Source organism: Streptomyces sp. SPB162 (genome assembly GCF_029504575.1).
Classification (GTDB): Bacteria; Actinomycetota; Actinomycetes; order Streptomycetales; family Streptomycetaceae; genus Actinacidiphila.
Genome location: NZ_JAQFII010000002.1, coordinates 36,936 through 61,099, shown reverse-complemented (window position 1 = coordinate 61,099; position 24,164 = coordinate 36,936). Strand labels below are relative to the sequence as shown.

The 24,164-nt window shown below is 71.2% G+C and carries 21 protein-coding genes; 14 read left to right on the top strand and 7 right to left on the bottom strand.

From position 1 onward, the window contains the following. Positions 1–39: 39 nt before the first annotated feature. The gene (locus M2266_RS30305; RefSeq protein WP_277441485.1) at positions 40–1,947 is read right to left on the bottom strand and encodes an SMI1/KNR4 family protein; all 1,908 of its coding nucleotides are present in this window, start codon (positions 1,945–1,947) and stop codon (positions 40–42) included. A 227-nt stretch (positions 1,948–2,174) separates the two neighbouring features. Between M2266_RS30305 and panD the strand changes: the two genes are divergently transcribed. The 5 genes from panD to M2266_RS30280 all read left to right on the top strand — a co-directional run bounded on the left by panD (position 2,175) and on the right by M2266_RS30280 (position 9,009). After that, positions 2,175–2,600, top strand: a complete 426-nt coding sequence (gene panD / locus M2266_RS30300; protein ID WP_277441484.1) for an aspartate 1-decarboxylase — start codon at positions 2,175–2,177, stop codon at positions 2,598–2,600. Positions 2,601–2,718: 118 nt separating this feature from the next. Beyond that, complete coding sequence (locus M2266_RS30295) at positions 2,719–3,696, top strand: helix-turn-helix transcriptional regulator (protein ID WP_277441483.1); 978 nt, start codon at positions 2,719–2,721, stop codon at positions 3,694–3,696. Positions 3,697–3,967: 271 nt separating this feature from the next. Further along, positions 3,968–8,056 (top strand): carboxypeptidase regulatory-like domain-containing protein, encoded by a 4,089-nt coding sequence (locus M2266_RS30290; RefSeq protein ID WP_277441813.1) that lies wholly within the window; start codon positions 3,968–3,970, stop codon positions 8,054–8,056. Positions 8,057–8,159: 103 nt separating this feature from the next. After that, positions 8,160–8,825 (top strand): hypothetical protein, encoded by a 666-nt coding sequence (locus M2266_RS30285; protein WP_277441482.1) that lies wholly within the window; start codon positions 8,160–8,162, stop codon positions 8,823–8,825. Positions 8,826–8,829: 4 nt separating this feature from the next. Then, positions 8,830–9,009 (top strand): hypothetical protein, encoded by a 180-nt coding sequence (locus tag M2266_RS30280; RefSeq protein WP_277441481.1) that lies wholly within the window; start codon positions 8,830–8,832, stop codon positions 9,007–9,009. Positions 9,010–9,070: 61 nt separating this feature from the next. On the opposite strand, the gene M2266_RS30275 is transcribed toward M2266_RS30280, so the two are convergent. From M2266_RS30275 to M2266_RS30260, 4 genes are all read right to left on the bottom strand, one after another. After that, positions 9,071–9,820, bottom strand: coding sequence for an SDR family oxidoreductase (locus tag M2266_RS30275; protein WP_277441480.1), 750 nt, complete (start codon positions 9,818–9,820; stop codon positions 9,071–9,073). Positions 9,821–9,851: 31 nt separating this feature from the next. Next, positions 9,852–10,661 carry an SDR family oxidoreductase gene (locus M2266_RS30270; RefSeq protein ID WP_277441479.1) on the bottom strand — a complete coding sequence of 270 codons (810 nt, stop codon included), beginning with the start codon at positions 10,659–10,661 and terminating at the stop codon, positions 9,852–9,854. A gap of 1 nt (position 10,662) precedes the next feature. Then, positions 10,663–12,120: an FAD-binding oxidoreductase gene (locus M2266_RS30265; RefSeq protein WP_277441478.1), complete on the bottom strand. Its 1,458-nt coding sequence runs from the start codon at positions 12,118–12,120 to the stop codon at positions 10,663–10,665. Positions 12,121–12,222: 102 nt separating this feature from the next. Beyond that, positions 12,223–12,597: a hypothetical protein gene (locus M2266_RS30260; RefSeq protein WP_277441477.1), complete on the bottom strand. Its 375-nt coding sequence runs from the start codon at positions 12,595–12,597 to the stop codon at positions 12,223–12,225. Positions 12,598–12,845: 248 nt separating this feature from the next. On the opposite strand from M2266_RS30260, the gene M2266_RS30255 reads away from it, so the two are divergent. The 5 genes from M2266_RS30255 to M2266_RS30235 all read left to right on the top strand — a co-directional run bounded on the left by M2266_RS30255 (position 12,846) and on the right by M2266_RS30235 (position 17,113). Further along, positions 12,846–13,943, top strand: coding sequence for an SDR family oxidoreductase (locus M2266_RS30255; protein WP_277441476.1), 1,098 nt, complete (start codon positions 12,846–12,848; stop codon positions 13,941–13,943). Next, the gene (locus M2266_RS30250; RefSeq protein ID WP_277441475.1) at positions 13,846–14,913 is read left to right on the top strand and encodes a cytochrome P450; all 1,068 of its coding nucleotides are present in this window, start codon (positions 13,846–13,848) and stop codon (positions 14,911–14,913) included. Before M2266_RS30255 ends, M2266_RS30250 begins: the two co-directional genes overlap by 98 nt. Before the next feature lie 12 nt (positions 14,914–14,925). Next, complete coding sequence (locus tag M2266_RS30245) at positions 14,926–15,138, top strand: ferredoxin (protein WP_277441474.1); 213 nt, start codon at positions 14,926–14,928, stop codon at positions 15,136–15,138. 95 nt (positions 15,139–15,233) lie between these two features. Continuing rightward, positions 15,234–16,196: a GNAT family N-acetyltransferase gene (locus M2266_RS30240; RefSeq protein WP_277441473.1), complete on the top strand. Its 963-nt coding sequence runs from the start codon at positions 15,234–15,236 to the stop codon at positions 16,194–16,196. An 83-nt stretch (positions 16,197–16,279) separates the two neighbouring features. Further along, positions 16,280–17,113 (top strand): ester cyclase family protein, encoded by an 834-nt coding sequence (locus tag M2266_RS30235; protein WP_277441472.1) that lies wholly within the window; start codon positions 16,280–16,282, stop codon positions 17,111–17,113. A gap of 69 nt (positions 17,114–17,182) precedes the next feature. Here the strand turns inward: M2266_RS30235 and M2266_RS30230 are convergent, their stop codons facing one another. Beyond that, complete coding sequence (locus M2266_RS30230) at positions 17,183–17,593, bottom strand: MarR family winged helix-turn-helix transcriptional regulator (protein WP_277441471.1); 411 nt, start codon at positions 17,591–17,593, stop codon at positions 17,183–17,185. A 418-nt stretch (positions 17,594–18,011) separates the two neighbouring features. Between M2266_RS30230 and M2266_RS30225 the strand changes: the two genes are divergently transcribed. The 4 genes from M2266_RS30225 (at position 18,012) to M2266_RS30210 (ending at position 23,060) form a co-directional block, all read left to right on the top strand. Continuing rightward, positions 18,012–18,989, top strand: a complete 978-nt coding sequence (locus M2266_RS30225) for an NADPH:quinone oxidoreductase family protein (protein WP_277441470.1) — start codon at positions 18,012–18,014, stop codon at positions 18,987–18,989. A gap of 155 nt (positions 18,990–19,144) precedes the next feature. Then, the gene (locus M2266_RS30220; protein ID WP_277441469.1) at positions 19,145–20,716 is read left to right on the top strand and encodes an MDR family MFS transporter; all 1,572 of its coding nucleotides are present in this window, start codon (positions 19,145–19,147) and stop codon (positions 20,714–20,716) included. Positions 20,717–20,857: 141 nt separating this feature from the next. Then, complete coding sequence (locus M2266_RS30215; protein ID WP_277441468.1) at positions 20,858–22,177, top strand: cytochrome P450; 1,320 nt, start codon at positions 20,858–20,860, stop codon at positions 22,175–22,177. A 70-nt stretch (positions 22,178–22,247) separates the two neighbouring features. Next, on the top strand, positions 22,248–23,060 hold the full coding sequence (locus M2266_RS30210; protein WP_277441467.1) for an SAM-dependent methyltransferase: 813 nt from the start codon (positions 22,248–22,250) through the stop codon (positions 23,058–23,060). Positions 23,061–23,116: 56 nt separating this feature from the next. Here M2266_RS30210 and M2266_RS30205 read toward each other — a convergent pair whose 3' ends face one another. Further along, positions 23,117–23,908 carry a trypsin-like serine protease gene (locus tag M2266_RS30205; RefSeq protein WP_277441466.1) on the bottom strand — a complete coding sequence of 264 codons (792 nt, stop codon included), beginning with the start codon at positions 23,906–23,908 and terminating at the stop codon, positions 23,117–23,119. Positions 23,909–24,164 lie beyond the last annotated feature (256 nt).

The following is a 24,164-nucleotide window of genomic DNA, read 5'->3' as shown; positions in this document are numbered from 1 at the left end:
GCTTGACATGCCTTCAGGTCATGAACACCGGACGGCGGGTCATTTTTCAGGGCGGGTTCGGCGGAACACCAGGTACGCCTCGCCGTTCCCCGGCGGCCGCGTCCAGGAGCGGGTGGTGAAGGTGTGCAGCCGCCCGCTCACGATGGCGTGACGTGGCAGTGACACACCGAACTCCGCGGCCACCGCTTCCAGGAGCGGCCGCTCCGCCTCGGCCGCGTCCTCCGGGGCACCGAAGAACCGGCTCGGATCCAGCGCCCCGGGTATCCGCCCGCTCTGGCGCACCTCGCCGTTCGCGTACGCGAAGGCGTACTCTTCGGCGCCGTCCCGCGCCACCGAAAGGTGGAAGGACGGAGTGCCGTGCCACGTCCTCAGGCCGCTCCACACCACCACCGCGCGGGTGCCCGCGCCGGCGGCCGCGGCGGGTGAGACGAACCGCTCCCGGCGGAAAGGGGCGCAATTGCCGTCGAAGGCGAAGCTCCAACCGGCGCCGGCCCGGCCGACCGCCACCAGAGCCCGGTCGTCGTAGGACGATGACTGGTCGTGTCGGAACCTTCGGTGCGCCTCCCAGGACGTCGTGGGTTCGTTCAGCACGCCGCCGTCCCCGTCCGCGTCCGCGAGACGGCCGGGCAACTCCTGCGGTTGTACGCCCTCCACCAGGACGAACCGGTAGGACGTACGGCTGTTGCCCGGGTCCGGCTCCGCGAGCCACGCCAGGCCCCCCGGGTCGAGCTCGACCGTCGGCCCCGGTGTCCCACCCGTTTGCCCGCCCCTCGGCGTGGACAGCAGTGCCCGGCCCCTCTCGGGAGTCAGCAGCGGTCCGAGCAGGGGGTCGGCCACCCACCCCAACGGCGCCACATGGTCCGGTCCCAGCGGTTCCCACCGCGGCAGGGCGTGCAGCAGAGTCCGCCACGCCCCGTCGGTGTCGCCCCACCGCGCCAGCTCCCGCGCGCGCTCGACCGCCTCCCCGAACGGCCCGGCCGCCGTGTACCGGTATGTGCCCTCCCGTATCTGGGCCAGCGTCGCGTAGGCCGAGGACGCCAGGTCGTCGTCGGCGCCCCGGAGATGGAACATCAGCGTGGAGTCGTCCCGGTACGATTGCGCCGCGTGCTCGGCGACCAGCGTGGGCAGCAGGTCGGGCGCGTACCGCGGGTCCGTCACCAGGCCGTCGTAATACACCATGTAGGTCTGTCCGAGCAGGCGGCGTATCTGATCGCCCAACCCGGCGGCCCGCGGCCTGCCGTACTCCTTGGCCTCGTCCAGTCTCCGCAAGGCCCCCTCCCAGCCGCCGCGCAGCGCCTCCAGCCGGGCCTCGTCCACGGCGGTGTCCAACTCCCGCGTCGTGTCGTTGGCGAACACCGGCTCCCCGTCGCGCCGGTGCGCCCGCAGGCTGTGGAACTCCTGGTACATCTCCCGCATGAACGCGGAGAAGTTCGCGTGCCGCTCGGGCGGCTCGGCCCGCCAACTCGCCCAGGTGTAGACGGCCCACTCACCGTCCTCGTCCACCTCCTCGGGATCCATCAGGACGTGGGTGATGTCGGATTCGACATCGAGCTGCAACCCGCGTCGCCAGAGGTCCGCCTCCCGCCGCTCCTCGGGCTCGGCGTCCTCGTCCAGGTACTCCTCGAACATGTCCGCGAGACCCGACTCGTTGTCGTGCCAGCGCGCGCCCTCGGTCCCCGCCAGCAGCGACACGAACCCGCCCGCGTGCCGCCACCCGTCGCTGACCTTGAGGAACTCCCGGTACGACGGCGGCATGCGGCGACCGAGGCGCTCTTCCATCGCCGCGATCCGCTCCTCCGACGCGGCCGGGAACCCCAGCCACCGCGCCCGCCGCGCGGCCTCCTCGTCCTCGCCCCGCGTCTCGTCGTCCGCCGCCGGCGAATCCGCCCACTCCCCGCTCCACGTGAGCAGGAAGGTCCGCCAGTCGAATGCCGTGGTCTCCGTCATACGCCCGATGCTGCCACCCCCTACTGACACCGCTCGGCCCGGCGGTCCCTCCACGTGACATGCGTCTCAGCCCGGCCGTGGGAACCGTCCCGACCAGCGGTGCCGTCCGTGTGCCCGACCACGCTTCCGCCGCCGCCCTGGACGCGGACGCGACGAGTTGTAAGATGCAGAAGATGCCCTTGACCTGCAAAAACGCAGGCAGGGAGCCTAGCTCCAGGAGTTCTGCCATGCAGCGCACCATGTTCAAGTCCAAGATCCACCGTGCCCGGGTGACCGAGGCCGATCTGCACTACGTGGGGTCGGTGACGATCGACGGCGACCTCATGGAGGCGGCCGACCTCCTGCCGGGGGAGCTGGTGCACATCGTCGACATCGACAACGGCGCCCGGCTGGAGACGTATGTGATCGAGGGCGAGCGCGGGTCCGGCGTGATCGGGATCAACGGTGCCGCGGCGCACCTGGTGCACCCCGGTGATCTGGTCATCCTGATCAGCTACGCGCAGGTCGACGACGCCGAGGCGCGGGCCCTGAAGCCGAGGATCGTGCATGTCGGCGAGGGGAACAAGATCGTCGCGCTGGGCGCGGACCCGTCGGAGCCGGTGCCCGGCAGTGGGACCGTCCGCGGTCCGCACGCGCTGAGCTCCGCGGGCTAGCCCGGCCGTACGTGGTGGCTCCGCGGGGGTGACCCTACGCGTCACGCTGTGCATCAGCTGTGTGACATACCCTCGTTCCCCGCGAGCCGCGCCCCGACTCCGGCTAGTGTGGCCGATCATGACCGAACGTCCGTTTGAGGCCCTGGGGTTGAGTGCCGATGCGGATCGCGCCTACCGGTTACTGGTGGCCACCCGCGGGGTCGGGGTGGACGGGCTGGCACGGGACCTCAGGGTGCCGGTGACGCGGGCGGAGGCCGTCTGCGCCGAGCTCGGAGCGCGCGGGCTGGCGCGGTCCGGCGGGGACGGGCGCTGGTATCCGGCGCCACCGCGGGTCGGACTGCTGCCGCTGGTGGCCCGGACGCAGGAACAGCTGCGGCAGGGGCGGGAGTTGCTGGACCGGCTGGCGGTCGAGTACCAGCGGGTGCACGAGGGATACCGGTCCGAGGAGATCGTCCAGGTCGTGGAGGGCTACGGCGCGGCCGGCCTGTGGGCCGAGCAGCTGCGGCGCTCCGCCCGGACCGAGGTCGCCTCGTTCGTGCGCGGCCCCTTTCCCGCGGACGGGGAGTGGCACGATCCGCTGGACACGGCGGAGCGGCTCGACGAGGGTGTCCGCCACCGGGTGGTGCGGGACCGGACGGCGCTGGAGACCCCCGGCGCCCTGGGCCGAGCCGGCGGGAAGCGGGCGGGGGAGGAGGTGCGGGTCGCGCGGAGTCTGCCGATGCGGCTCTGTATCGCCGACCGGTCACTGGCCCTGCTGCCGCTGGCCCCGGAGGCCGAAGTGCCGGGCCCGGCGATGCTGTTGGTACGTCCCAGCGGTCTGCTGGACGCGCTCGTCGCGCTCTTCGAGACGGTGTGGGCGTCGAGTACGCCCTTGCGCGAACGGGGTTCCGGCGGGCGCAGCGCCGTGCAGCTGCGCATCCTGGCGATGCTGGTGAACGGGAGTACCGACCAGGCGATGGCCCGCGCGCTGGGGGTCGCCGTCCGTACGGTGCAGCGCCATCTCGCGGTGATGGAGCGGGCGGCGGGCGTCGAGAACCGCGTCCAGCTGGTCTGGCACGCGGCGCGGCACGACTGGCTTGACGAGTCGGGGGCGTGATCGCCGATACGGCGACCGGGCTCCAGCCGGAGCCACCGCGTCCGATTGACAGGAACGCGACGCCGAATGCCGGTTCAAGGACTGTCAGGTATCCGACAACCTTGTCACGTTCCGCTGATACGGCTGAGGCGTAGGTATACGCAAGCGGTCCTTTGGACCCGCCGTCGGCCGGGCGACCCCCTGTACCGGCCGGCTCCGGTCAGATTCCAGGAGTCCTGCTTTGCGTATACCCCTACAGCGGCGGCCCGGAAGACGCAGAGGTGTGGCGTCGGTGATAGCCGCCGCCGCATCCGCCACCGTCGCCCTGCTCGGCCTCCAACTGCCCGCCGCGGCGACGGCGTCGGCAGCACCCTCCGCCCGGCCCGATGTCACGGCCCAGTGCGGCGCCGCCAAACCCGGTCAGTTCAGCTGCTTCGCACTGCGCCGCACCGACCTGCGCGGCACCGTCGGTATCAACGCGGCCACCCCGAACGGGTTCGGCCCCGGTGACCTGCAGAGCGCCTACGCGCTCCCCGCCGACGGCGGGGCCGGCCAGACCGTGGCCATCGTCGACGCCTACGACAACCCCACCGCGGAGGCCGACCTCGCGGTCTACCGGGCGCAGTACGGACTCCCGGCCTGCACCACCGCCAATGGCTGCTTCAAGAAGGTCAGCCAGCGCGGCGGCACCGACTACCCGGCCCCCGACACCGGCTGGGCCGGTGAGATCTCGCTGGACGTCGACATGGTGTCGGCGGCCGCGCCCAACGCCCACATCCTGCTGGTCGAGGCCGACGACCCCAGCTTCGAGAACCTCGGCGCGGCGGTGGACCAGGCGGTCGCGCTCGGCGCCAAGTACGTCTCCAACTCGTACGGCACCGGCTACGACTCGACGCCCGGCAGCGGCGAGGACCCGTCGGAGACGACGGCGATGGACCCGTACTACAACCACCCGGGCGTGGCCATCGTGGCCTCCTCGGGCGACAGCGACTACGGCGTCAGCTACCCGGCGGCCTCCCAGTACGTGACCGCCGTCGGCGGTACCGCGCTGGCCAGGGACGCGGGCAGCGGGCGCGGCTGGGCGGAGTCGGTCTGGCACAACTCGTACGGCGGCCCCGGTTCCGGGTGCTCGCTCTATGAGCCCAAGCCGGCCTTCCAGACGGACACGCCCTGCGCCAAGCGCGCGGTGGCCGACGTCTCCGCGGTCTCCGACCCGCTGACGGGCGTCGCGGTCTACCAGACCTACGGGGCCACCGGCTGGTCGGTGTACGGCGGGACCAGCGCCGCCTCGCCGATCATCGCGGGCGTCTACGCGGCGGCCGGCACCCCCGGCGCCGGCACCTACCCGAACGCGTACCCGTACGCGAAGCCCGGTGCGCTCAACGACGTGACCACCGGCATCAACGGCAGCTGCACGCCGTCCTACCTGTGCACCGCGGGAACCGGTTACGACGGCCCGACCGGCCTCGGTACCCCGAAGGGCCTCGACGCCTTCCGCAGCGGACCGCACGGCGTGATCTCCGGTACGGTCACCGACCACGCCACCGGCGCGCCACTGGCCGGAGCGCAGGTCAAGGCGGGTGACCACAGCGCGGTCAGCGACGCGGCCGGCGCGTACCAGCTCGACATCCCGCCGGGCAGCTACGACGTGTCCGCGAGCGCCTACGGCTACGCCACGAAGACCGTCGCCTCCGTCGTCCTCACCGACGGCGGTACGGTCACCCAGTCGTTCGCCCTGGACGCGGTGCCCCGCCAGACCGTATCCGGCAAGATCGCCGACGGATCCGGCCACGGGTGGCCGCTCTACGCCAAGATCACCGTGAACGGCGTACCGGGCGGCCCGGTCTTCACCGACCCGGTCACCGGCGCCTACCAGCTGACGCTGCCGCAGGGCGTCTCGTACACCCTGCACGTCACCGCGGCCTACACCGGCTACAAGCCGGTGGACAAGGTCGTCGCGGTCGGCACCGCCGACCAGACGGTGAACGTCGCCGTCCCGGTGGACGAGATCGCCGCGCAGGCGCCCGGCTACGCCGTGCACCTCAACGGCGCGACCGAGCCCTTCGACGCCACCAGCGGCGCGCCCGCGGGCTGGAGCGTGGCCAACGCCGACGGCACGACCGGCGGCTGGGGCTTCGACGACGCCGGCAAGCGCACCAACAAGACCGGTGGCACCGGCGGCTTCGCCATGATCGACAGCGACCACCTCGGGAGCGGCAAGCACCAGGACAGCCAGCTGATCTCCCCGTCGTTCGACCTGACCGGGAAGACCGGCCCGGTGGTCGGCTTCGACACCGAGTACAAGGGCTACTCCAACTCCACCGCCGACGTGGACGTCAGCGCCGACGGCGGAACCACCTGGACCACCCTGTGGCACCAGACGACCACCTCGGTCCTGGGCCCGGCCCACGTGGACCTGCCGCTGACCGCCTACGCGGGCAAGAGCGACGTCCGGCTGCGCTTCCACTACTCCGGCACCTGGGCCTACTGGTGGGAGCTGGACAACGTCTTCGTCGGCCAGCGCTCCTACGACCCGGTCCCCGGTGGCCTGGTGGTCGGCAACGTGACGGACGCCAACACCCACACCGGCGTCAACGGCGCGACGGTCTCCAGCGTCGACGCCCCGGCGGAGAAGACCACGACCGCGGCGACGCCGGACGACCCGGCGCTCGGTGACGGCTTCTACTGGCTGTTCTCGCACCTGACGGGCAAGCACCCGTTCGCGGCCTCCGCGGCCGGCTACTCCAAGGCCTCCACGACCGCGAACGTGCCGCCGGACGGCACCGTCGGGGCGGACCTCGCCCTGAAGGCGGGCCGGCTCCAGGTCACCCCCGGCGCCATCAACAAGACGGCCGCCTGGCAGGGCACCGCCACCCAGAAGGTGACGGTGAAGAACACCGGCACCGCCCCCGCCACCTTGAAGGTCGGTGAGACCGCGGGCGACTTCGTCATCGCGAAGACCGGCGGCGCCCCGCTGAACGTCGTGAAGAGCGGCACCACCAAGCTGTCCCTGAAGTCGGACAAGGGCGGGCGGACCGCCGCCGCCGCGCAGAACGCGGCCGGCACCGCCTGGCAGTCGATCGCCGACCTGCCGGTGACGACGGGCGACAACGTCGTGGGCGTCGCCAACGGCACCGTCTACTCCGGCTTCGGCTTCACCGGGGCCGCGGACACCCGCGACCTGTACGCCTACGACACGACCGCGGGGACCTGGACCAAGAAGGCCTCCGCGGCCGACACCCGTGAGGCACCCGCCCACGGGGTCATCGGCGGCAAGTTCTACGTCGCCGGCGGCTGGGGAGCCTCCGGCGCCCCCGACGCCAAGCTGGAGGTCTACGACACCGCGACCGACGCATGGTCCACCGGTGCGGCGACTCCCAAGCCGTACGCCGGTTCGGGCAGCGCCGTCGTCAACGACAAGCTGTACGTCGTCGGCGGCTGCACCGCGACCGTCTGCGGCACCACCGACGTGTCGGTCTACAACGCGGCGTCCAACAGCTGGTCCGCGGCGGCCGCCTACCCGGAGGCCATCTCCTGGGAGGCGTGCGGCGCCATCAGCGGCAAGCTGTACTGCTCCGGCGGGACCACCGACGCGGGCACCGTCAAGCACGGCTACGTCTACAACCCGGCGACCGACGCCTGGTCGCCGATCGCCGACCAGCCCACCGACCAGTGGGGCACGTCGTACACCTCCGCCAACGGGCTCCTGCTGATCGCCGGCGGCGCCATCAACAGCGGTGCGGCCATCACCAACCAGGCGTGGGCCTACAACCCGGCCGACAACACCTGGAGCGCGCTGCCCAACGCCAACGCGTCGGTCTACCGCGGCGGCGCGGGACCCGGCTTCTACGCGATCGGCGGCCTCGCGGGCCAGACGCCCGTCAAGACGGCCGAGCTGCTGCCCGGCTACGACCAGTCGGACAGCGCCGACGTCAGCTGGCTGAGCGAGAGTACGGACACGCTGACCGTGGCGGCGGGCGCGACGGTCTCCTTCACCGTCACGCTGGACGCGACGGTCCCGGAGGTCACCCAGCCGGGCACGTTCCACGCCTCGCTGGCGCTGACCAGTGACACCCCCTACCGGCTGGACCCGATAGGCGTCACCTTCACCGTCAAGCCCCCGGCCACCTGGGGCAAGATCACCGGCACGGTGACCGGAGCCGGCACGCCGCTGGCGGGCGCGACCGTCCAGATCAACACCTGGGCGACGCACTACACGCTCAAGACGGGCACGGACGGCACGTACGCCCTGTGGCTCGACGTCCGCAACAACCCGCTCACCCTGATCATCGCCAAGGACGGCTACCAACCGACCACGACCACCGTGAAGATCAAGAAGGGCGCGGTCACCACCAGTAACTTCAATCTCCTGAAGGATTGACGAAAGGTGAGCTGAACCGCTGAGATCGCTGGAGGGGACCGGGCGCGCCGGTCCCCTCCACGCGGGTGGCGGCAGGGCCATCCCAAGGGAAGGCCGCTTTTTCATGAACACCGCATGGTCCGGACTGATCGACGACGCCGCGCTGTTCCCGCCGGGGGACGTGCCGCTGCCGCGGGCGCTGCCCGCGCACCTCGGCTACCGGACGGCGTGGTTCGCGGAGCTCGTCGGCCCCTTCGTCTTCCCCGCCCCCCGGCTCGGCGAGCTCGCGGCCGCCATCGCGGCGCTCCCCGGCGACGACGTCATCCCCATCGGGCTGACCGTGCCCGGCGGTACCCGGGCAGTGGCGCCCGCGCTGGACCTGCTCGCGAAGGTGCCCGGCACCCGGCTCGCGGCGGTGGAGATCGCGCTGCCCGACGGCGCCGCGATCGGCGAGGCGCTCGCCGTCCTGGACCGAGAGCTGCCCGCGGACGTCACCGCACACGTGGAGGTACCGCGCGGCGCCCTCGGCCCGGACGTGGCCGACGCCCTCGCCGCGGGGCCGGCACCACGCCAAGCTGCGCACCGGCGGCACCGCCGCCGCGGCGTTCCCGGGCGAGGCGGAGCTGGCCGGGGCGATCGTGACGTGCGCGAGCCGCGGACTGGCCTTCAAGTGCACCGCGGGACTGCACCACGCCCTGCGGCACACCGACCCCGCGACCGGCTTCGAGCACCACGGGTTCCTCAACGTCCTGCTGGCCACCGGAGCGGCCCTGGACGGCGCCGGCAGTGACACGGTGACGGCGCTGCTCGCTGAGCGGACGGCCGGAACGGTCCAGGACCGCGTCGAGCGGCTGGGCGCCGACGGCATCGCGCGGGTGCGCTCCGCCTTCACGTCCGTCGGCTCCTGCAGCGTCCACGAGCCCGTCGACGACCTGATCGCGCTGGGCCTGCTCGCGACACCGCCGGAGGGCTGAGGAGACCGGACGCGCGAGGCCCCCGCCGGCACGCGGCGGGGGCCTCGCAGGCCGTGCGCGGTCAGATGCCGCCGTCGACGTTGAGCGTCTCGCCGGTGAGGTACGAGGCGAGGTCGCTGAGCAGGAAGAGCACCGGGCCCGCGAGTTCGGGGACGGTGCCGAGCCGGCCGAGGGCGGTCTTCTTCGAGTACATCGCCCGCATTCCGTCGGCCCGTTCCTGCGGCATCGCCGCGAAGGCCTCGGTCTCGATGATGCCGGGGGCCACGACGTTGACGCGGATGCCGCGCGGGCCCAGCTCCACGGCCAGCGACCGGGACAGTCCGATCATCGCGGCCTTCGCCGCCGTGTAGTGCGCCCGCAGCGGGATGCCGGCCGCGGCCCCGCGAGCGCCGATGTTGACCACGGAGGCACCCTCGCCGAACAGCGGCAGCGCCTGCTGGATCACCCGGTACGCGGCCGTCACGTGCGAGTCGAGGACCCGGGACCACTCCTCGGCGGGGAGTTCCCCGAAGGGCACGTGGCTGATGACACCGGCGTTGTTGACGACGCCGTCGAGCCGGCCGAAGCGCTCCTTGGCCTCGCCGACCAGCCGGTCGATCTCGGCGATCTCCAGCACGTCCGCCCGCACCACATGGTGGTCGCCGCCGGTGTCGGCCAGCGCCTTGACGAGGGACTCGACCGCTTCCCCCTCCTGCCGGTAGCAGGTGATCACATCGGCCCCGGCCGCCGCGGCCGCCAGCACGATGCCGCGGCCGATGCCCCGGCTGCCACCGGTGACCAGGATTTTCCTGCCTGTCAGCGAGATTCCCACGTTCCCTGTCCCTCCGCAGTGCCGACGGGGCTCACACGCAGCCGTCGACGTGGATGTTCTGACCCGTGATGTACGTCGAGAGGTCGCTCAGCAGGAACAGCACCGATCCGGCGATCTCCTCGACGCTGCCGAGCCGGCCGAGCGCGGTGAAGGAGGAGAACATCTTCCGCTGGAACGCGGCGACCTGCGGGGGGAGGTCGTCCATCGCCTCGGTGTCGATCCGGCCGGGCGACAGGGTGTTGACCCGGATGCCCCGGGGCCCGAGTTCGCGGGCCAGGGAGCGGGTCAGGCCGACCAGGGCCGCCTTGACGGCGGTGTAGTGCACGCCGCCGTCGATGCCGATGAACGCCACCGTGGACCCGATGTTGACGATGGAGGAGCCGGGGGCCAGCAGGGGCAGCGAGCGGTGGATGACGAGGTGTGCCGCGGTGAGGTTGCCGTCCACCGTGGCGCCCCACTGGGCCGCGTCCAGCTCCGCGTACGGCGTCGGGACGTACGTGCCGGCGTTGTTGACGATCGCGTCGAGACCGCCGAAGCGGGCCTCGCAGGCGTCGGCGATCTCCTCGATGTCCGCCGCCTTGGTGGCGTCGGCGCGCAGCACGAGGTGCTTGCCGCCGGTCGCCGACAGCTCCGCCTCCAGCGTGGTGACCGCGTCGCCGGGCTGCCGGTAGCAGGTGGCGACCTGCGCTCCGGCCCGCGCCGCGGCGAGCACGATGCCGCGCCCGATGCCACGCGAGCCGCCGGTGACGAGGATGCGCTTGTCCCGCAGGTCGAAGCTGCCGGCGCCGTGCGGGGCCGGGTTCGGATCGGTCGTGTGGTCGTGGTCGTGGTCCAGGGTCATCTCAGCTCCCGATGCTCTGCGAATGCCGGAAGAAGTCCTCCGGGTCGTACTGCCGCTTGATGTCGAGCAGCCGGGGGTGGTTCTCGCCGTAGTACGCGGCGCCCCAGTTCTCCGGGGTCCGGGAACTGGGGAAGTTGATGTACGCGCCGCCGGCGATCGGGGCGAGCGCCGCCGAGGCGCCGTCCGCCCAGGCGGTGATGTCCGCGACGGTCTCCGGCGCCGGCACGTCCTCGCGCACCGCCATCTGATAACCCGTCAGGAACTGCGCGTCGCGGTGCACGTACGCGGTGTCGGTCCTGCCGACCTCGTTGGCCACGCCACCCAGCGCGATGCACAGCAGGTACCGCTCGTTGTCCCGCAGCGGGTCCCACGCGTCGAGCAGCCGGTTCGCCTCGTCCCGGGTCACCGGCCGGTTCGTGAGCGCGTAGCTCTGCCGGGTGAAGGGGTGGCGGTGGCCGATCGCCAGCGGGTTGTGGCCGGTGCGGTGGCACTGGGCGACGGACTTGTCGTCGCACAGCCGCTCGTGCATGACCTCGCTGTACGGCAGGGGTTCGCCCACGGTCCGCTTGACCGGCCGGACGCCCACCCGCTCGGCCAACTCATCCAGCAGTGTCTCCAGTTCGTCCTTCGCACCGTGGTAGGCGCCCCAGACGTTGATGATCGGCGCGTCGTGCGGGCTGAACATCTGCGGCAGCACGACGAGGGAGGAGCCCAGGTCGTTCGGGGCGCTCGCGCACCACTCCTGCCAGGCGGTCAGGACGTCCGCGGCCTGGCCGAAGTCCCACATGGTGTCGTAGCCGACCAGCAGCGGCGCGTCGATCGGGCGGACGTCGAAGTCCACCACGATCCCGAAGTTGCCGCCCCCGCCGCCGCGCACCGCCCAGTACAGGTCCGGGTCGTGGGTGGCGGAGCAGCGGATCACCCGGCCGTCGGCCAGCAGCACACGGGCCGAGACGACCCGGTCGCTGCCGACGCCGAACTTGCGGGTCTGCCAGCCGAGGCCGCCGCCGGACAGGAAACCGCCGGCGCTCACCGTGGGGAAGGTGCCGGTGACGAGCTGGGTGCCGGTCGACTTCAACGTGTCGAGCGCGTCCACCGACTGGGTGCCGGCGCCGAGCCGGACCGAGCCGTTGCAGACCAGCACGTGGTTGATCCGGGACAGGTCGACGACCAGACCCGGACCCGTGGACCAGCCGTTGAAGCTGTGGCCGCCGCTGCGGGTGTGCAGCGGCAGGTCGTGCTCCTGGGCGAAGCGCACGCAGGCGCGCAGATCGTACGGCGATTCGCAGTAGGCGACGGCCTGCGGACCGATGACGTCGTACTCCTTGTTCTGCAACTGCCGCGCGAGGTCGTAACCCGTGTCGGACGGAAGGACGACGTCACCGCGCAGCAAGGAGCGCAGTCCTTCCCATCCGGCGGAGCCGGGGGCGGCGCGGAGCAGAGTCTGTTCTGTGGCCAAAGTTCGTTCCTCCCGGGAACGGTGCGGGGAGACAGCGGACCGCTCGGCGCCGCGCACGCCGGTGCTCGCACGGGACAGGGGCTGAGCCGGGTCGGGTTCCGGTTACTTGTCGATGCCGTACTTCACGGCGACGACCTTCGAACCGCCGTGGCCGCGCTGCCGGTTGCCCTGCGGGTCGTAGAACGACGCGCCGCCGAGCCCTTCCCAGCGGGTGTCGGAGACGAACTCGCCCTCGACGTTGATGTGCGCCTCGCCGACGAGCTTGCCCGCCTCGTCGGTCGCGAGGATGTGGAAGTTGTACTCGAAGGTGTCCTCGCCGGTGAGCGCCCAGTTGCCCAGGCCGATGTTCTTGGTGTTCGTCTGGGTCGAGGTGACACCGCCGTCGGCGGAGAAGGAGACCAGCCCGAAGGTGGGCTCGCCGTCGTTGTCGAGTTCGGTGGTCCACGTACCGACCAGTCGTCCGCTCGCTTCGCTCATCGCAGCTGTCCTCCATCAGTTCGGCTGGCCCCGGTCAGGGCTCCGCTCCACCCCGCGGGCGGTCGGACAGGACGCTGACAGGACGGTCTTGAGGAGTGGTCGAACCGTCGTGCAGTCCGCGCCCGGCGCCCCGCCCGCAGTTGACCGTGATTCGAGCCGCAGGCCCGATGCTCGGGCTCGAGCGCCACTCGCGGGGCGCGCTGCCGTACCACCGCCGTTGCCCTGACCACGAAAGCGGGTTGTCCCGGATGAAGACCGATCTGCGCGACAAGGTAGTGCTGGTGACCGGGGCCTCCTCGGGGATCGGACGCGCGACGGCGCGAGCCTTCGCCGCCGAGGGCGCCCGGGTCGCGATCACCTACTACTCGAACCTGGCCGGCGCCGAGGAGACGGCGGTCCAGGTGACCGCCGAGGGGGGTACCCCGCTGATCGTCCGCTACGACCTCAACGAGGAGCGGGTGATCCGCGAGGCGGTCGACCAGGTGGTGTCCACCTGGGGTGGCATCGACGTGCTGGTGAACAACGCCGTCGTGTGGGGGGAGGCCATCCCGCGCCCGGGCCGGCCGATGCCCGCCTTCGAGGACGTCCCCGTCAAGCAGTGGCAGGAGGTCCTGCGGACCTCCGTCGACGCCGTCTACCACACGCTGCAGGCCGCACTGCCCGCGATGCGCGGGCGTGAGTGGGGCCGGGTGGTGATGCTCGGCGCGGGGCTGGCCGAGGCCGGGATGGTCGGCGGCGGGGCGTACGGTGCGGCCAAGTCCGGTCTGTACGGGCTGCTGCGCAGCCTGGCCTGGGACCTGGGGCCGGAGAACATCCTGGTGAACATGGTCGTCCCCGGCCAGACCCTCACCGAGACCGTCCTGCGCAACGCCCCCGCTCCGATGCTGGAGGCGAAGGCCAAGACGCTGGCCTCCCAGCACCTGTCCACGCCGGAGGACGTCGCCAACACGATCGTGTTCCTCGGCTCGGCCGCCAACGGCAACATCAACGGCCAGGCCCGTCAGGGTCACCGGCGGATCCTGAGCCGTTTCGGGGCACCTGCCGCATCAGTCCGCAATTCGGCCACCAGGCCCCACACACAGGAGGTAGACCATGGCGGAAGCCGACACCCGGCAGATCGAGCCGGAGGCCCCCGCTTACCCGATGCAGCGCACCTGCCCCTACCAGCCGCCGGAGGGCTACGAGCAGTTGCGGGAGCAGGGGTCGCTGGCCCGCGTGACGCTGTTCGACGGGCGTACGGCCTGGGTCGTGGCGGGGAACACCGAGGGCCGGGCGCTGCTGCCGGACCCCCGGCTGTCCGTCGACGTCCGCAACCCCGACTTCCCGCTCATGGCGCCGCGCATTGAGGCGCAGCGCCAGCGGGCGACGCCGCTGATCGGCGTGGACGACCCTGAGCACGCCCGGCAGCGGCGGATGTCCATCCCGGGCTTCGGCATCCGGCGGATCAACGCGCTACGGCCGGAGATCGAGAAGATCGCGGACACGCTGATCGACAACATGACGGCGCAGGGCTCCTCCGCCGACCTGGTGGCGGACTTCGCGCTGCCGCTGCCCTCGAAGGCGATCTGCCTGCTGCTGGGCATCCCGTACGAGGACCACGACTACTTCGCGGAACGCTCGCGGCACGTGCTCTCCTCGTCGGGTGAGGAGCAGGCCGCGCAGGCGCAGCAGGCCTTCGGGGAGATCCTGCAGTACCTGTACGACCTGATCGGCGAGCGCGAGGCCGACCCGCGGGACGGGCTGCTGGACGAACTGATCACCCAGCGGCTGCTCGAAGGCGCGGTGGACCGCAACGAACTGGCGATGATCGCCACGGTGCTGCTGGTGTCGGGCCACGAGACGACCGCGAACATGATCGGCATCAGTGTGCTCACGCTGCTGGAACACCCTGAGCAACTGGCCGAGCTGCGCGCGGATCCCGCGCTGCTGCCGGGCGCGGTCGACGAACTGTTCCGCTTCACGTCCATCGGCGACACCCTGCCCCGGGTGGCGACGGAGGACATTGAGGTGGGCGGGCAGCTCATCAAGGCGGGCGAAGGCGTCATCGTCTCCAACATGCTGATGAACCGCGACCCGTCGGCGTTCGAGAACCCCGACCAGCTGGACATCCGGCGGGCGGCAGGACGGCATGTCGCGTTCGGCTTCGGCATCCACCAGTGCATCGGGCAGAACCTGGCGCGGGCCGAGATGGAGATCGCGCTGAACCGGCTCTTCTCCCGGCTGCCGAACCTGCGGCTGGCGATTCCCGCGAGCGAGGTGCGGGGCAAGCCCGCCTTCGTCCTGCAAGGGGTGGAAGAACTTCCGGTGACCTGGTGAGGGAGGCATGCCATGCGTGTCAGCGTCGACAGTGAGCGGTGCGTGGGAGCGGCTCTGTGCACCATGACCGCGCCCGGCGTCTTCGAGCAGGACGACGAAGGGGTCAGCGGGGTCATCGCGGGCAGCGAGGACGGGGCGGGAGACCCGAGGGTGCACGAAGCGGTGCGGGTCTGCCCGGTGCATGGCCATCTCCGTGGCCGTGGAGTGAGTGCGGCGACGTGGTGACGCGGTGACGGAGTGGGGTCCGGAATTCCGGGCCCCACTCCGCGTTCAAGTGGGCCTCGATGAAAACGATGGAAGTGGCTGGGTAAATAATTGGTATGGAAATCCGCAGCCTGGACGGGGACGACCCGGCCACCATCGCCGCTCTCCTCCCCGGCTTCCGGGAGACGATGAGCCTCGAACTACCCGACGATCCGCCGGTGACCGAGGCGTTGCTGGCCCGACTTCTGCAGCGCAGACACGGCACGGACCGAGTGGTGCTGGCGGCCTTCGACGGCGGGAGGGTCGCGGGTTCGCTCAAACTCGGCCTGGACCTGGCGGAGTCCGCCGACGCGGGGCACGGATCCCTCTGGGTCTTCCCGGGGTTCCGGCGCCGCGGCGCGGGCCGGCTGCTCATCGAGGCGGCCCGCACCGAACTCGCCGACCGGGGTCGCGGCCGGCTGCTGCTGGACGCCCCGCACACCGCCGCCTCCGAGAGCTTCGCGGACGCGGTCGGTGCCCGGCGCACCGTCACCAATCTGCGCAACCGGCTGCGGCTCGACGAGGCGGTCCGGGCGCGGCTGGACGGGTACGCGGACCGGAAGGCGTCCGGCTACCACCTCGCGTTCTGGCTCGGCGGCTGCCCCGGAAACCTCGTGGACTCCTTCGCGCTGGCCTGGGGCGAACTCGACGTCCAGGTCAACGGCCAGGCCAGGATCGCGGCACCGACCGCGGCCGATGTGCGCGCCCGTGAGGAGGAGGCGGCCCGCACCGGCCACCGCCAGTACACCGCCGCGGCCGTCGAGAACGGCACCGGAGCGGTCGTGGCCTACAGCACCCTCTACGTCCGTGACAGTCCGATGGCCGATGCCGGGGAGGTGCTGGTCCTGCCGGACCACCGCCGCCGCGGACTCGGCACGCTGACCAAGGCGTTCGCGACGGCCTGGGCGGCGCGGGAGAACCCGCGGCTCGCCCTGGTCCAGGCGTGGAACGAGACGGAGAACGCGGCGATCGTCGCACTCAACGGAAAGCTCGGCTTCGCCGCGGACTCCTCTTGGTCCACCTACGAGCTGAAGACCTGAGCACGACCAACATGTTCCATCGGTACGGGGGAGGCAGGAAAATCATGACAGTCGGATACATAGTCGGCGCTACGCCGACAAGGGTGGGGAACGCGGAAGTGGTGCGGGAGCTCTTCGAGGAGCTGCTGGCCGGGGGCCGGTTCGAGGAGGCGGCGGAGCGCATCCGCTCCGGCTATGTCGAGCACGATCCGCTGATCACGTTACAAGGCGGCGGGCTGGTCGGCTTCTGGCGGACCATCGCTGCGGAGTTCGACGACCTGGAGGTGGCGGTCGAGAACCTGGTGCCGGACAACGACCGGGTCATGCTCTTCGTGACCTGGCGGGGCCGCACCCGCTCCGGGACGACGCAAGCGCTGCACACCGCCGAGCTCTTCCGTCTCGAGAACGGCAAGGTGGCCGAGCACTGGGACGTGGTGGACCAGTCGGTGCTCGCACCGCTGGGGATCGGGCCCGCGCCGGGCGGTCAGCCGGCGGGCCCGGGCCTGGTCGGGCCGCACACCGACTTGGAGGAGGCCAACGCGGCGCTGGTGCTGGGGGCGTACCGCCAGGTGTTCAGCGAGCACCGGCTCGATCTCGCCGAGACGTATTACCACCAGAACTACGCCCATCACAATCTCAAGACGGACCAGGTCCCGGCCGGACTCGACGCCTTCAAGGCGTATTTCGCGGACAACATCGCCGCGTTCCCCGACCTGACGACCACGGTCGAGCACATCGTGGCCGACGGCGACCGCGTCATGGTCTTCGTGGTGTGGCGCGGAACGCTGACCGGCGCCTGGAGCGGTGGCGGGCCCTCGGACCAGGTCCTGGAGATGCGCACCTGCGACCAGTTCCGGATCGCGGGCGGCAAGGTGGCGGAGCACTGGGAGGTCGTCGACTACCTGGCGCTGGAGCAGGCCGGGTTGCCGACCCCGTGACGTGGGGCGACCTGGCCTGACATGACCCGGCCCGACATGGTGTGCCCGTCGGTCCCGCCGGCGGGCACGCTACCGGGTGGGCGGGCGCAGGTCGGCGACGGCGTCCACGTACTTGATCAGCAGACGGGCGAAGTGCAGTCGCTCGTCCTCGCTCCACTCGCGCGTGATGTGTTCGAACGCCTCGCGCTGGTGCCGGCGGAACCGCGCCAGCATCTCGACGCCTTCCGCGGTGAGCTCCAGGATCGTGCGACGGCCGTCGCGCTGGGAGGCGGCACGGACCAGGTACCCCGACGTGATGCAGTCGGACACCATCCGGCTGGCGACCGACGGGTCCACCGCGAGGCGTTCGGCGACCACCCCGACGGTCGTCTCCTGGCCGGGGACGTCGGCCGGATCCTCCACGAGGGCGAGCACCAGGGTTCTGGTCATGTCCTTGCGCGAGACCGGGTTCTCGACATCCAGCAGCGCGGTGCGCCGCAAGCGCGGGAGAACGCCGGGCCCACGGCGTCCAGCAGCGCTCCGGCCTGCGCCTTCTTGGTCCCGCTCTCGGAGGTCATCCCTCCATGCTAGGCGCTGACGAAGGGTGCGCGACCGCATCTGCCTGTCTGAAAGCACGTGTACGGCGTCACGCATACGGAGCGCGCTGCCGCGGTGGCGCGGTCCAGACCCGGTCCAGGTGAATTCAAGGCGCGGGTGGGACCGTTGGGTGCACGTGACCCGTGCGCCGCGGTGGCGCGGACGGCTCCAGGAGAAGGGGGCCGTACGACTCCGCGCTGTCGCGGATACATTGTAGACACGCATACATGTGCATGAGAGCATGTACTTGCACGCGATTTCCTGGGCGGAGTCGCCGGCAGACGCCGGGGACTCGTCAAGACTTCCTAGTTGGGAGAACACCATGCGAATCGTCCGCCACTACGAACACGGAGCCCCCAAGGTGCTGCGTGTCGAAGAGGCCGATAAGCCGCAGCCCGGCCCGGGAGAGGTGCTGATCCGCGCCGAGGCCATCGGCGTCACCTTCGCCGAGGTCCAGCGTCGGCAGGGCGTGCCGATCGGCGGCCACGCCGAGCTGCCCGGAGCCCCCGGCGGCGACGTCGCCGGCACCGTCGAGGCGCTCGGCGAGGGCGTCACGAACGTGCAGATCGGCGACCGGGTGGTCGGCGATGTCGACACCGGTGCCTACGCCGACTTCTGCACCACCCGGGCCGACTGGCTCATCAAGATCCCGGACAGCCTGGACGCCGCCGAGGCGACCGCTCTGCCGAGCCCCGCCCAGACCGCGTACCACGCGCTCAAGGAGGCCGGCCAGCTCAAGCCCGGTGAGACCGTCCTGATCGACGCCGCGGCCGGCGGCGTCGGCCACCTCGCGGTGCAGATCGCCAAGGCGATGGGCGCCGGCAAGGTGATCGCCACCGCCGGCAGCCAGGCCAAGCTGGACTTCGTCCGCGAGCTGGGCGCCGACGTCACGATCAACTACACCGACGAGGACTGGGACGAGCAGGTCAAGGCCGCCACCGGCGGCAAGGGCGCCGACGTCGTCATGGAGACGGTCGGCGGCGACATCCTCCTCAAGAGCGTCCGGCTCACCGCCACCTTCGGCCGGCTGGTCTTCTACGGATCGGCCGCGGGCAACGTCCCGGAGATCAACATCCTCGCGCTGAGCCGGATGAAGACCATCGCGGGCTTCGCCCTGTACGCGCTGCTCTACTACAAGCCCGAGGTCATCGCCGCGGGCCAGCGCGACCTGCTCGAAATGATCAGCTCCGGCAAGGTCAAGCCCATCATCCACGAGCGCCTCCCCCTCGAGGACGCCGTTCGCGCGCACGAGCTGATGGAGGCCCGCTCGCAGCTGGGCAAGGTCGTCCTCATCCCGTAACCCCCGTCCCCGCGCACCTCGTGAAGCTCCCCGACCGGCGTCCCGCCCCAGCCCCCGGCTGCAGCGGGACACCGGGCCGGGAGTCCGGCGGCCGGCCCGACCTCCCCCGTGGAAGGGCCGGCCACCGGGGCCACGCCCCACGAAAGGGCACACCCGTGAACGACACCGCGAACGAGTCCGGCCCCCCGCCGGCCGGCACCACCGGTCCGCCTCCCCGCACCGGTCTCATCATGTTCGGCTGCCTGACCGCGGTCTTCCTGGCCTTGTTGGACGCCCAGATCATGGCGACGGCGCTGCCCCGTGTCGTCGGGGACCTCGGCGGCCTCAACGTCTTCGCCTGGGTGGCGACGGCCTACATCATCGCCAGCAGCGTCACCACGCCCCTGTACGGCAAGCTCGGCGACCTGTTCGGACGCAAGGGCGTGTTCCTCGTCGCGATCGGCATCTTCCTCGTCGGCTCCGCGGCCTGCGGCTGGGCCCAGTCGATCGAGCAGCTGCTCGCCTTCCGTGTTCTGCAGGGCATCGGCGCCGGCGGCCTGTTCGTCTCCGTGCTCTCCGTCATCGGCGAGCTCTTCAGCCCGCGCGAAGGAGCCCGCTACTACGGCTACTTCTCCATCGCGTTCGCCGGCGCCGCACTCGCCGGGCCGCCCATCGGCGGCGTGCTGACCGACGCACTCGGCTGGCGCTGGGTCTTCTACATCAACCTGCCGGTCGGGGCCCTCGCCTTTCTTCTGGTCGCCGTCTTCCTGCGACTGCCGGTCCGGCCGCGCCGACCGCAGATCGACTACACCGGCTTCCTGCTGCTCAGCGCCGCCATCGTCGCCCTCACCCTGCTCACCAGCTGGGCCGGAGTGCGCTACGCCTGGGGCTCCGCGCCGATCCTCGGCCTGGCCGTCGTGATCGTCGTCGCCACGGCCCTGTTCATCCTCGTCGAGAAACGGGCCGCCGAACCCGTCATCCCGCTCCACCTGTTCCAGGACTCGACGTTCAGCATCGCCGCGGTCGTGAGCATCGTCGCCGGCTTCGTCTTCGTCGGCTCGGTGAACTTCCTCGCGCTCTTCCTGCAGGTCGTCACCGGCGCCAGCGCGACGATGTCCGGGGTGATCCTGCTGCCCATGATGCTGGGCCTGGTCGCCTCCTCGATGATCAGCGCGCGCATCATCCACCGCACCGGCAACTACAAGTGGTACCCGGCGGCGAGCATGGCCATCGGCATCGTCTCCGCGCTGCTGCTCGCCACCATGGACGCGGACACCTCGCGCGTGATGGCCACCGGCTACATGCTGCTGCTCGGCATCGCGGCGGGCCTCAACATGTCGGTGCTCACCATGGCCGCTCAGAACACCGCCCCGCGCGACGACATCGGAGCGGTCTCGGCGACCGTCTCGTTCGCCCGGATGCTCGGTGCCTCGCTCGGCATCTCCGTCTTCGCGGCGCTCTTCTACAACCGCCTCACCGACGAACTCACCCAGCGCGTCCCGGCCGGTGCGCTCGGCACCACCGACAACAACTCGCTGTCGGACGCGGATGTCCTCAAACACCTCGCCGCGCCGGTACGGCGGGCGGTGGAGCAGGCGTACGCGGCCTCCCTCACCCCCGTCTTCGTCACCGCGGCCGTGGTGCTCGCCGTGGGACTGGTGCTCTCCGCGCTGCTCAAGAACATCCCCCTGCGCACCTGGAACAGCGACGCCCCCGCCGAGCAGAAGGAAGGCGCCGACCAGCACTGAACCACCGTTCCGCACGGATCGAGTGCCCTGCCACCCGCGGCCACGGGAGGCAGGGCATTCCCGCGTCCCCGCACGCGCGGGGCCGCTACAGCCCGGCGCGAGTGCCGCTCGAAACCGACCCGTGATGGTGGAGCCAGGCCGATGAGCCCGCACCGGGCCGTCACGCCCACGTCAGGAACGCCGAAGACCGAAGAGGGGAACCGCGTCGTGGATCGGACGGAATCACCGACCAGCGTGAAAGAGCTGTTCACGCCGGACTTCTTCCAGGAGCCGCACGCCGCGCTCGCCGATCTGCGCGGGCAGGCGCCGGCGCAACCCGTGGCCACTCCGAACGGACTGCGGACCTGGCTGGTCACCCGCTACGAGGACGCCAGGTCGCTGCTCGCCGACCCCCGGCTGAGCAAGGACATGCGCAAGGGCCAGGAACTCATCCCGCGCAACTTCATCGACGAGGAGAAGCGCCAGGAGTTCCTCAAGGAGGCCGGCTCGCGCCGGCAGTTCGCCCACGAACTGAGCGAGCACATGCTCGACAGCGACCAGCCCGACCACACCAGGTTGCGCCGCCTGGTGGGTCGGGCCTTCACCACCCGCCGGGTCGAGGCGCTGACCCCGCGGATCGTCGAACTCGTCGACGAACTCCTGGACGCCATCGCCCTCCAGGACCGCACCGACCTCATGGACGCGCTCGCCTTCCCCGTCCCGTTCACCGTGATCTGCTGGCTGCTGGGAGTGCCGCCGGACGACCGCGCGGAGTTCCGCCGCTGGTCCAACCTGCTGGTCTCCGGAGTGGGCACCGACGAGGTGCGCGACGCCAGCGTCGCGATGGTCGACTACCTGCGGGCGCTGATCGCCGACAAGCGGGCCAACCCGGCGGACGACATGCTCACCGACCTGGTCAACGCCAGTGAGGGCGACGACCGGCTCAACGAGAACGAACTGATGGCCATGGCGTTCCTGCTGCTGGTCGCCGGCCACGAGACCACCGTCAATCTCATCGGCAACGGGACCTACGCGCTGCTCACGCACCCGGACCAGCGGGCGAAACTGGCCGCCGACAGTTCCCTGTGGCCGAACGCCGTCGAGGAGCTGCTGCGGTTCGAGGGCCCGGTCACCAACGCGACCTGGCGCTACACCACGGAGCCGGTGGACGTCGGGGGAGTCGTCATCCCCGAAGGGGAGTTCGTCACGATCTCCATCGGCGCCGCCGGCCGGGACCCCTCGCACTACGAGGAGCCCGACGAGCTCGACATCACCCGCCGCGCCACCGCGGGCCTCGCCTTCGGCCACGGCATTCACCACTGCCTGGGCGCGCCGCTGGCCCGGCTCGAAGGGCACATCGTGCTCAGCCGGCTCTTCGCGCGCTTCCCCGACCTGAGCCTCGCGGTCGAGCCAGGCGAACTGCGCTGGCGCTTCAGCCTGATGATGCGCGGGCTCGAGGAACTGCCCGTCCTGCACGGCTGACCCGGGCAGCGACCGGTCCAACGCCCCCACCTGACATACCGCCCCCGACACAACGGAAAGAGGAAGCGACGTGGAGCGACCGAGCTGGGCACCGTCCGACGTGGACATCGAGACACCGAGCATCGCGCGGGTCTACGACTACTGGGTCGGCGGCACCCACAACTTCGAGGTCGACCGCGCTGTCGCCCGGCAGGTGGAGGAGGCCAACCCCGCGCTCCCCAAGACCTTCCGGGCCAACAGGGCGTTCCTTCGCAGGGCGGGCCGGGAGCTGGCCGGGCTCGGCATCCGACAGTTCCTGGACGTCGGATCCGGCATCCCCGCCGAGCACAACGTGCACGACGCGGTCTTCGCGGCCGCGCCCGACAGCAAGGTGGTCTACACCGACATAGACCCCGTCGCCGTCGCCCACGGCCGGGCGATCCTCGCCGACGAACCGCGCGCGGCGATCTTCCAGGGCGACCTGTACAAGCCGAAGGACATCTTCGAGGCGCCCGACACCGTGCGGCTCATCGACTTCGACCAGCCGGTGGGACTGATCCTCGGCGCAGTGCTGCACTTCGTGCCGGAGGAGAACGACCCGCTCGCGCTCATCCGGCAGTTCACCGACCGCCTGGTGCCCGGCAGCTACCTGGTGCTCTCCCACGCGGGCGCGGACGAGGTGCCGCAGGCCGCGCCGAACGTCGCCAAGTCCTACGGCGGCGCGGTCAGCGAGGTCATCTGGCGCAGCACCGAGCAGTTCACCGCGCTCTTCGAAGGCTTCCAGCTGATCGATCCCGGCGTCACGCCGGTGACCGTGTGGCGGCCCGACGCGGACGCGGACGTCGACGGGCTGGGAGCCGGCGCACCCATGCTGGCGGGCGCCGCCCTCAAGCCCGCCGTCTGACAGCGTCGGCTCCGGGCCCCGCGGACCTGTCCGGGGCCCGGAGCCGACGTCCCACCTCACTCGGACGACTTCACGGCCTGTTCGTAGAGGGCGCCGATCGCGCTGTCGAAGGCGGGACTGTACGACACGTCCGCGGTGTCGCCGCCCTCCTGGTACCCGCCGATCACCCCGATGACGGTCCCGGTGCCGGACTCCGGATCCAGTCCGGTGACCCAGGGGCTCCCGCTGGTCCCACCGGTGTAGTCGGTGCAGGCGATCCGCAATTGGTCCGCGGAGTACGCCGTGACGTCGTTGTAGCAGGTGAGCGGGGCGTCCGCGGTGGACGGGTAGCCGGTGATCCGCACGGTGGTCGCCGTCGCCGCGTCGTTGTCACGGCTCCCACTGGTTCCGAAGGTGTAACCGCCGACGACGTCCTGGACCTCGCGTCCGTGCAACGGCGCCACCTCGGCGAAGGCCACGTCGAGGTCCTGGTCCGCGCCGCTGGTCCAGCCCGGGGCGAGCGTGACGCCCTGCAGTGGCCAGACGCCGTACGGCGCCTCGCCGTCGTGGTAGCCGGGCACGAAGACCGTGCCGTCGGTGCCGCCACTGAGGCAGTGCGCCGCGGTCACCACGACGTTCTTCCCGGCGCTGCGCACCACGCTCGCCGTGCAGAAGTGGCCGCCGGACAAGCCGCCGTCGAAGAGCGCGCCGACCTGCTTGACGCTCGCGGTCGCGTGCACCGTGTTCGAGACCCCGGGAAGCCCGGCGAACACACCCGGCCCGCTCGCCGCCTCGGAGGCCGCGAACGGCGTCCCGCCCGTCGCGACGACCACCCCGGTTCCGGCGACCGTGACGGTCAGCCATGCCATGACCAGGACCCAGGTCCTGCCCAGCAGGCGGGACAGACGAACCGTTTCACCGCGTAGGGGCCGCGGACGCTTTTCCATGCGGCGGGTCCTCTCTCGTCGCCCCGGTCGACCTGATCATCCCGGGCCAGTGTGAGAGCCCTGTGAGAGAGCTGTATGAGCGTTCTGAGAAGAAGCCGGGACTGCGGCGGGGGTGGCGGTATCGAATGCTCCGCTGGCACAAACGACTCCTTGAACAGACGAGCGATGCCTTACGTCT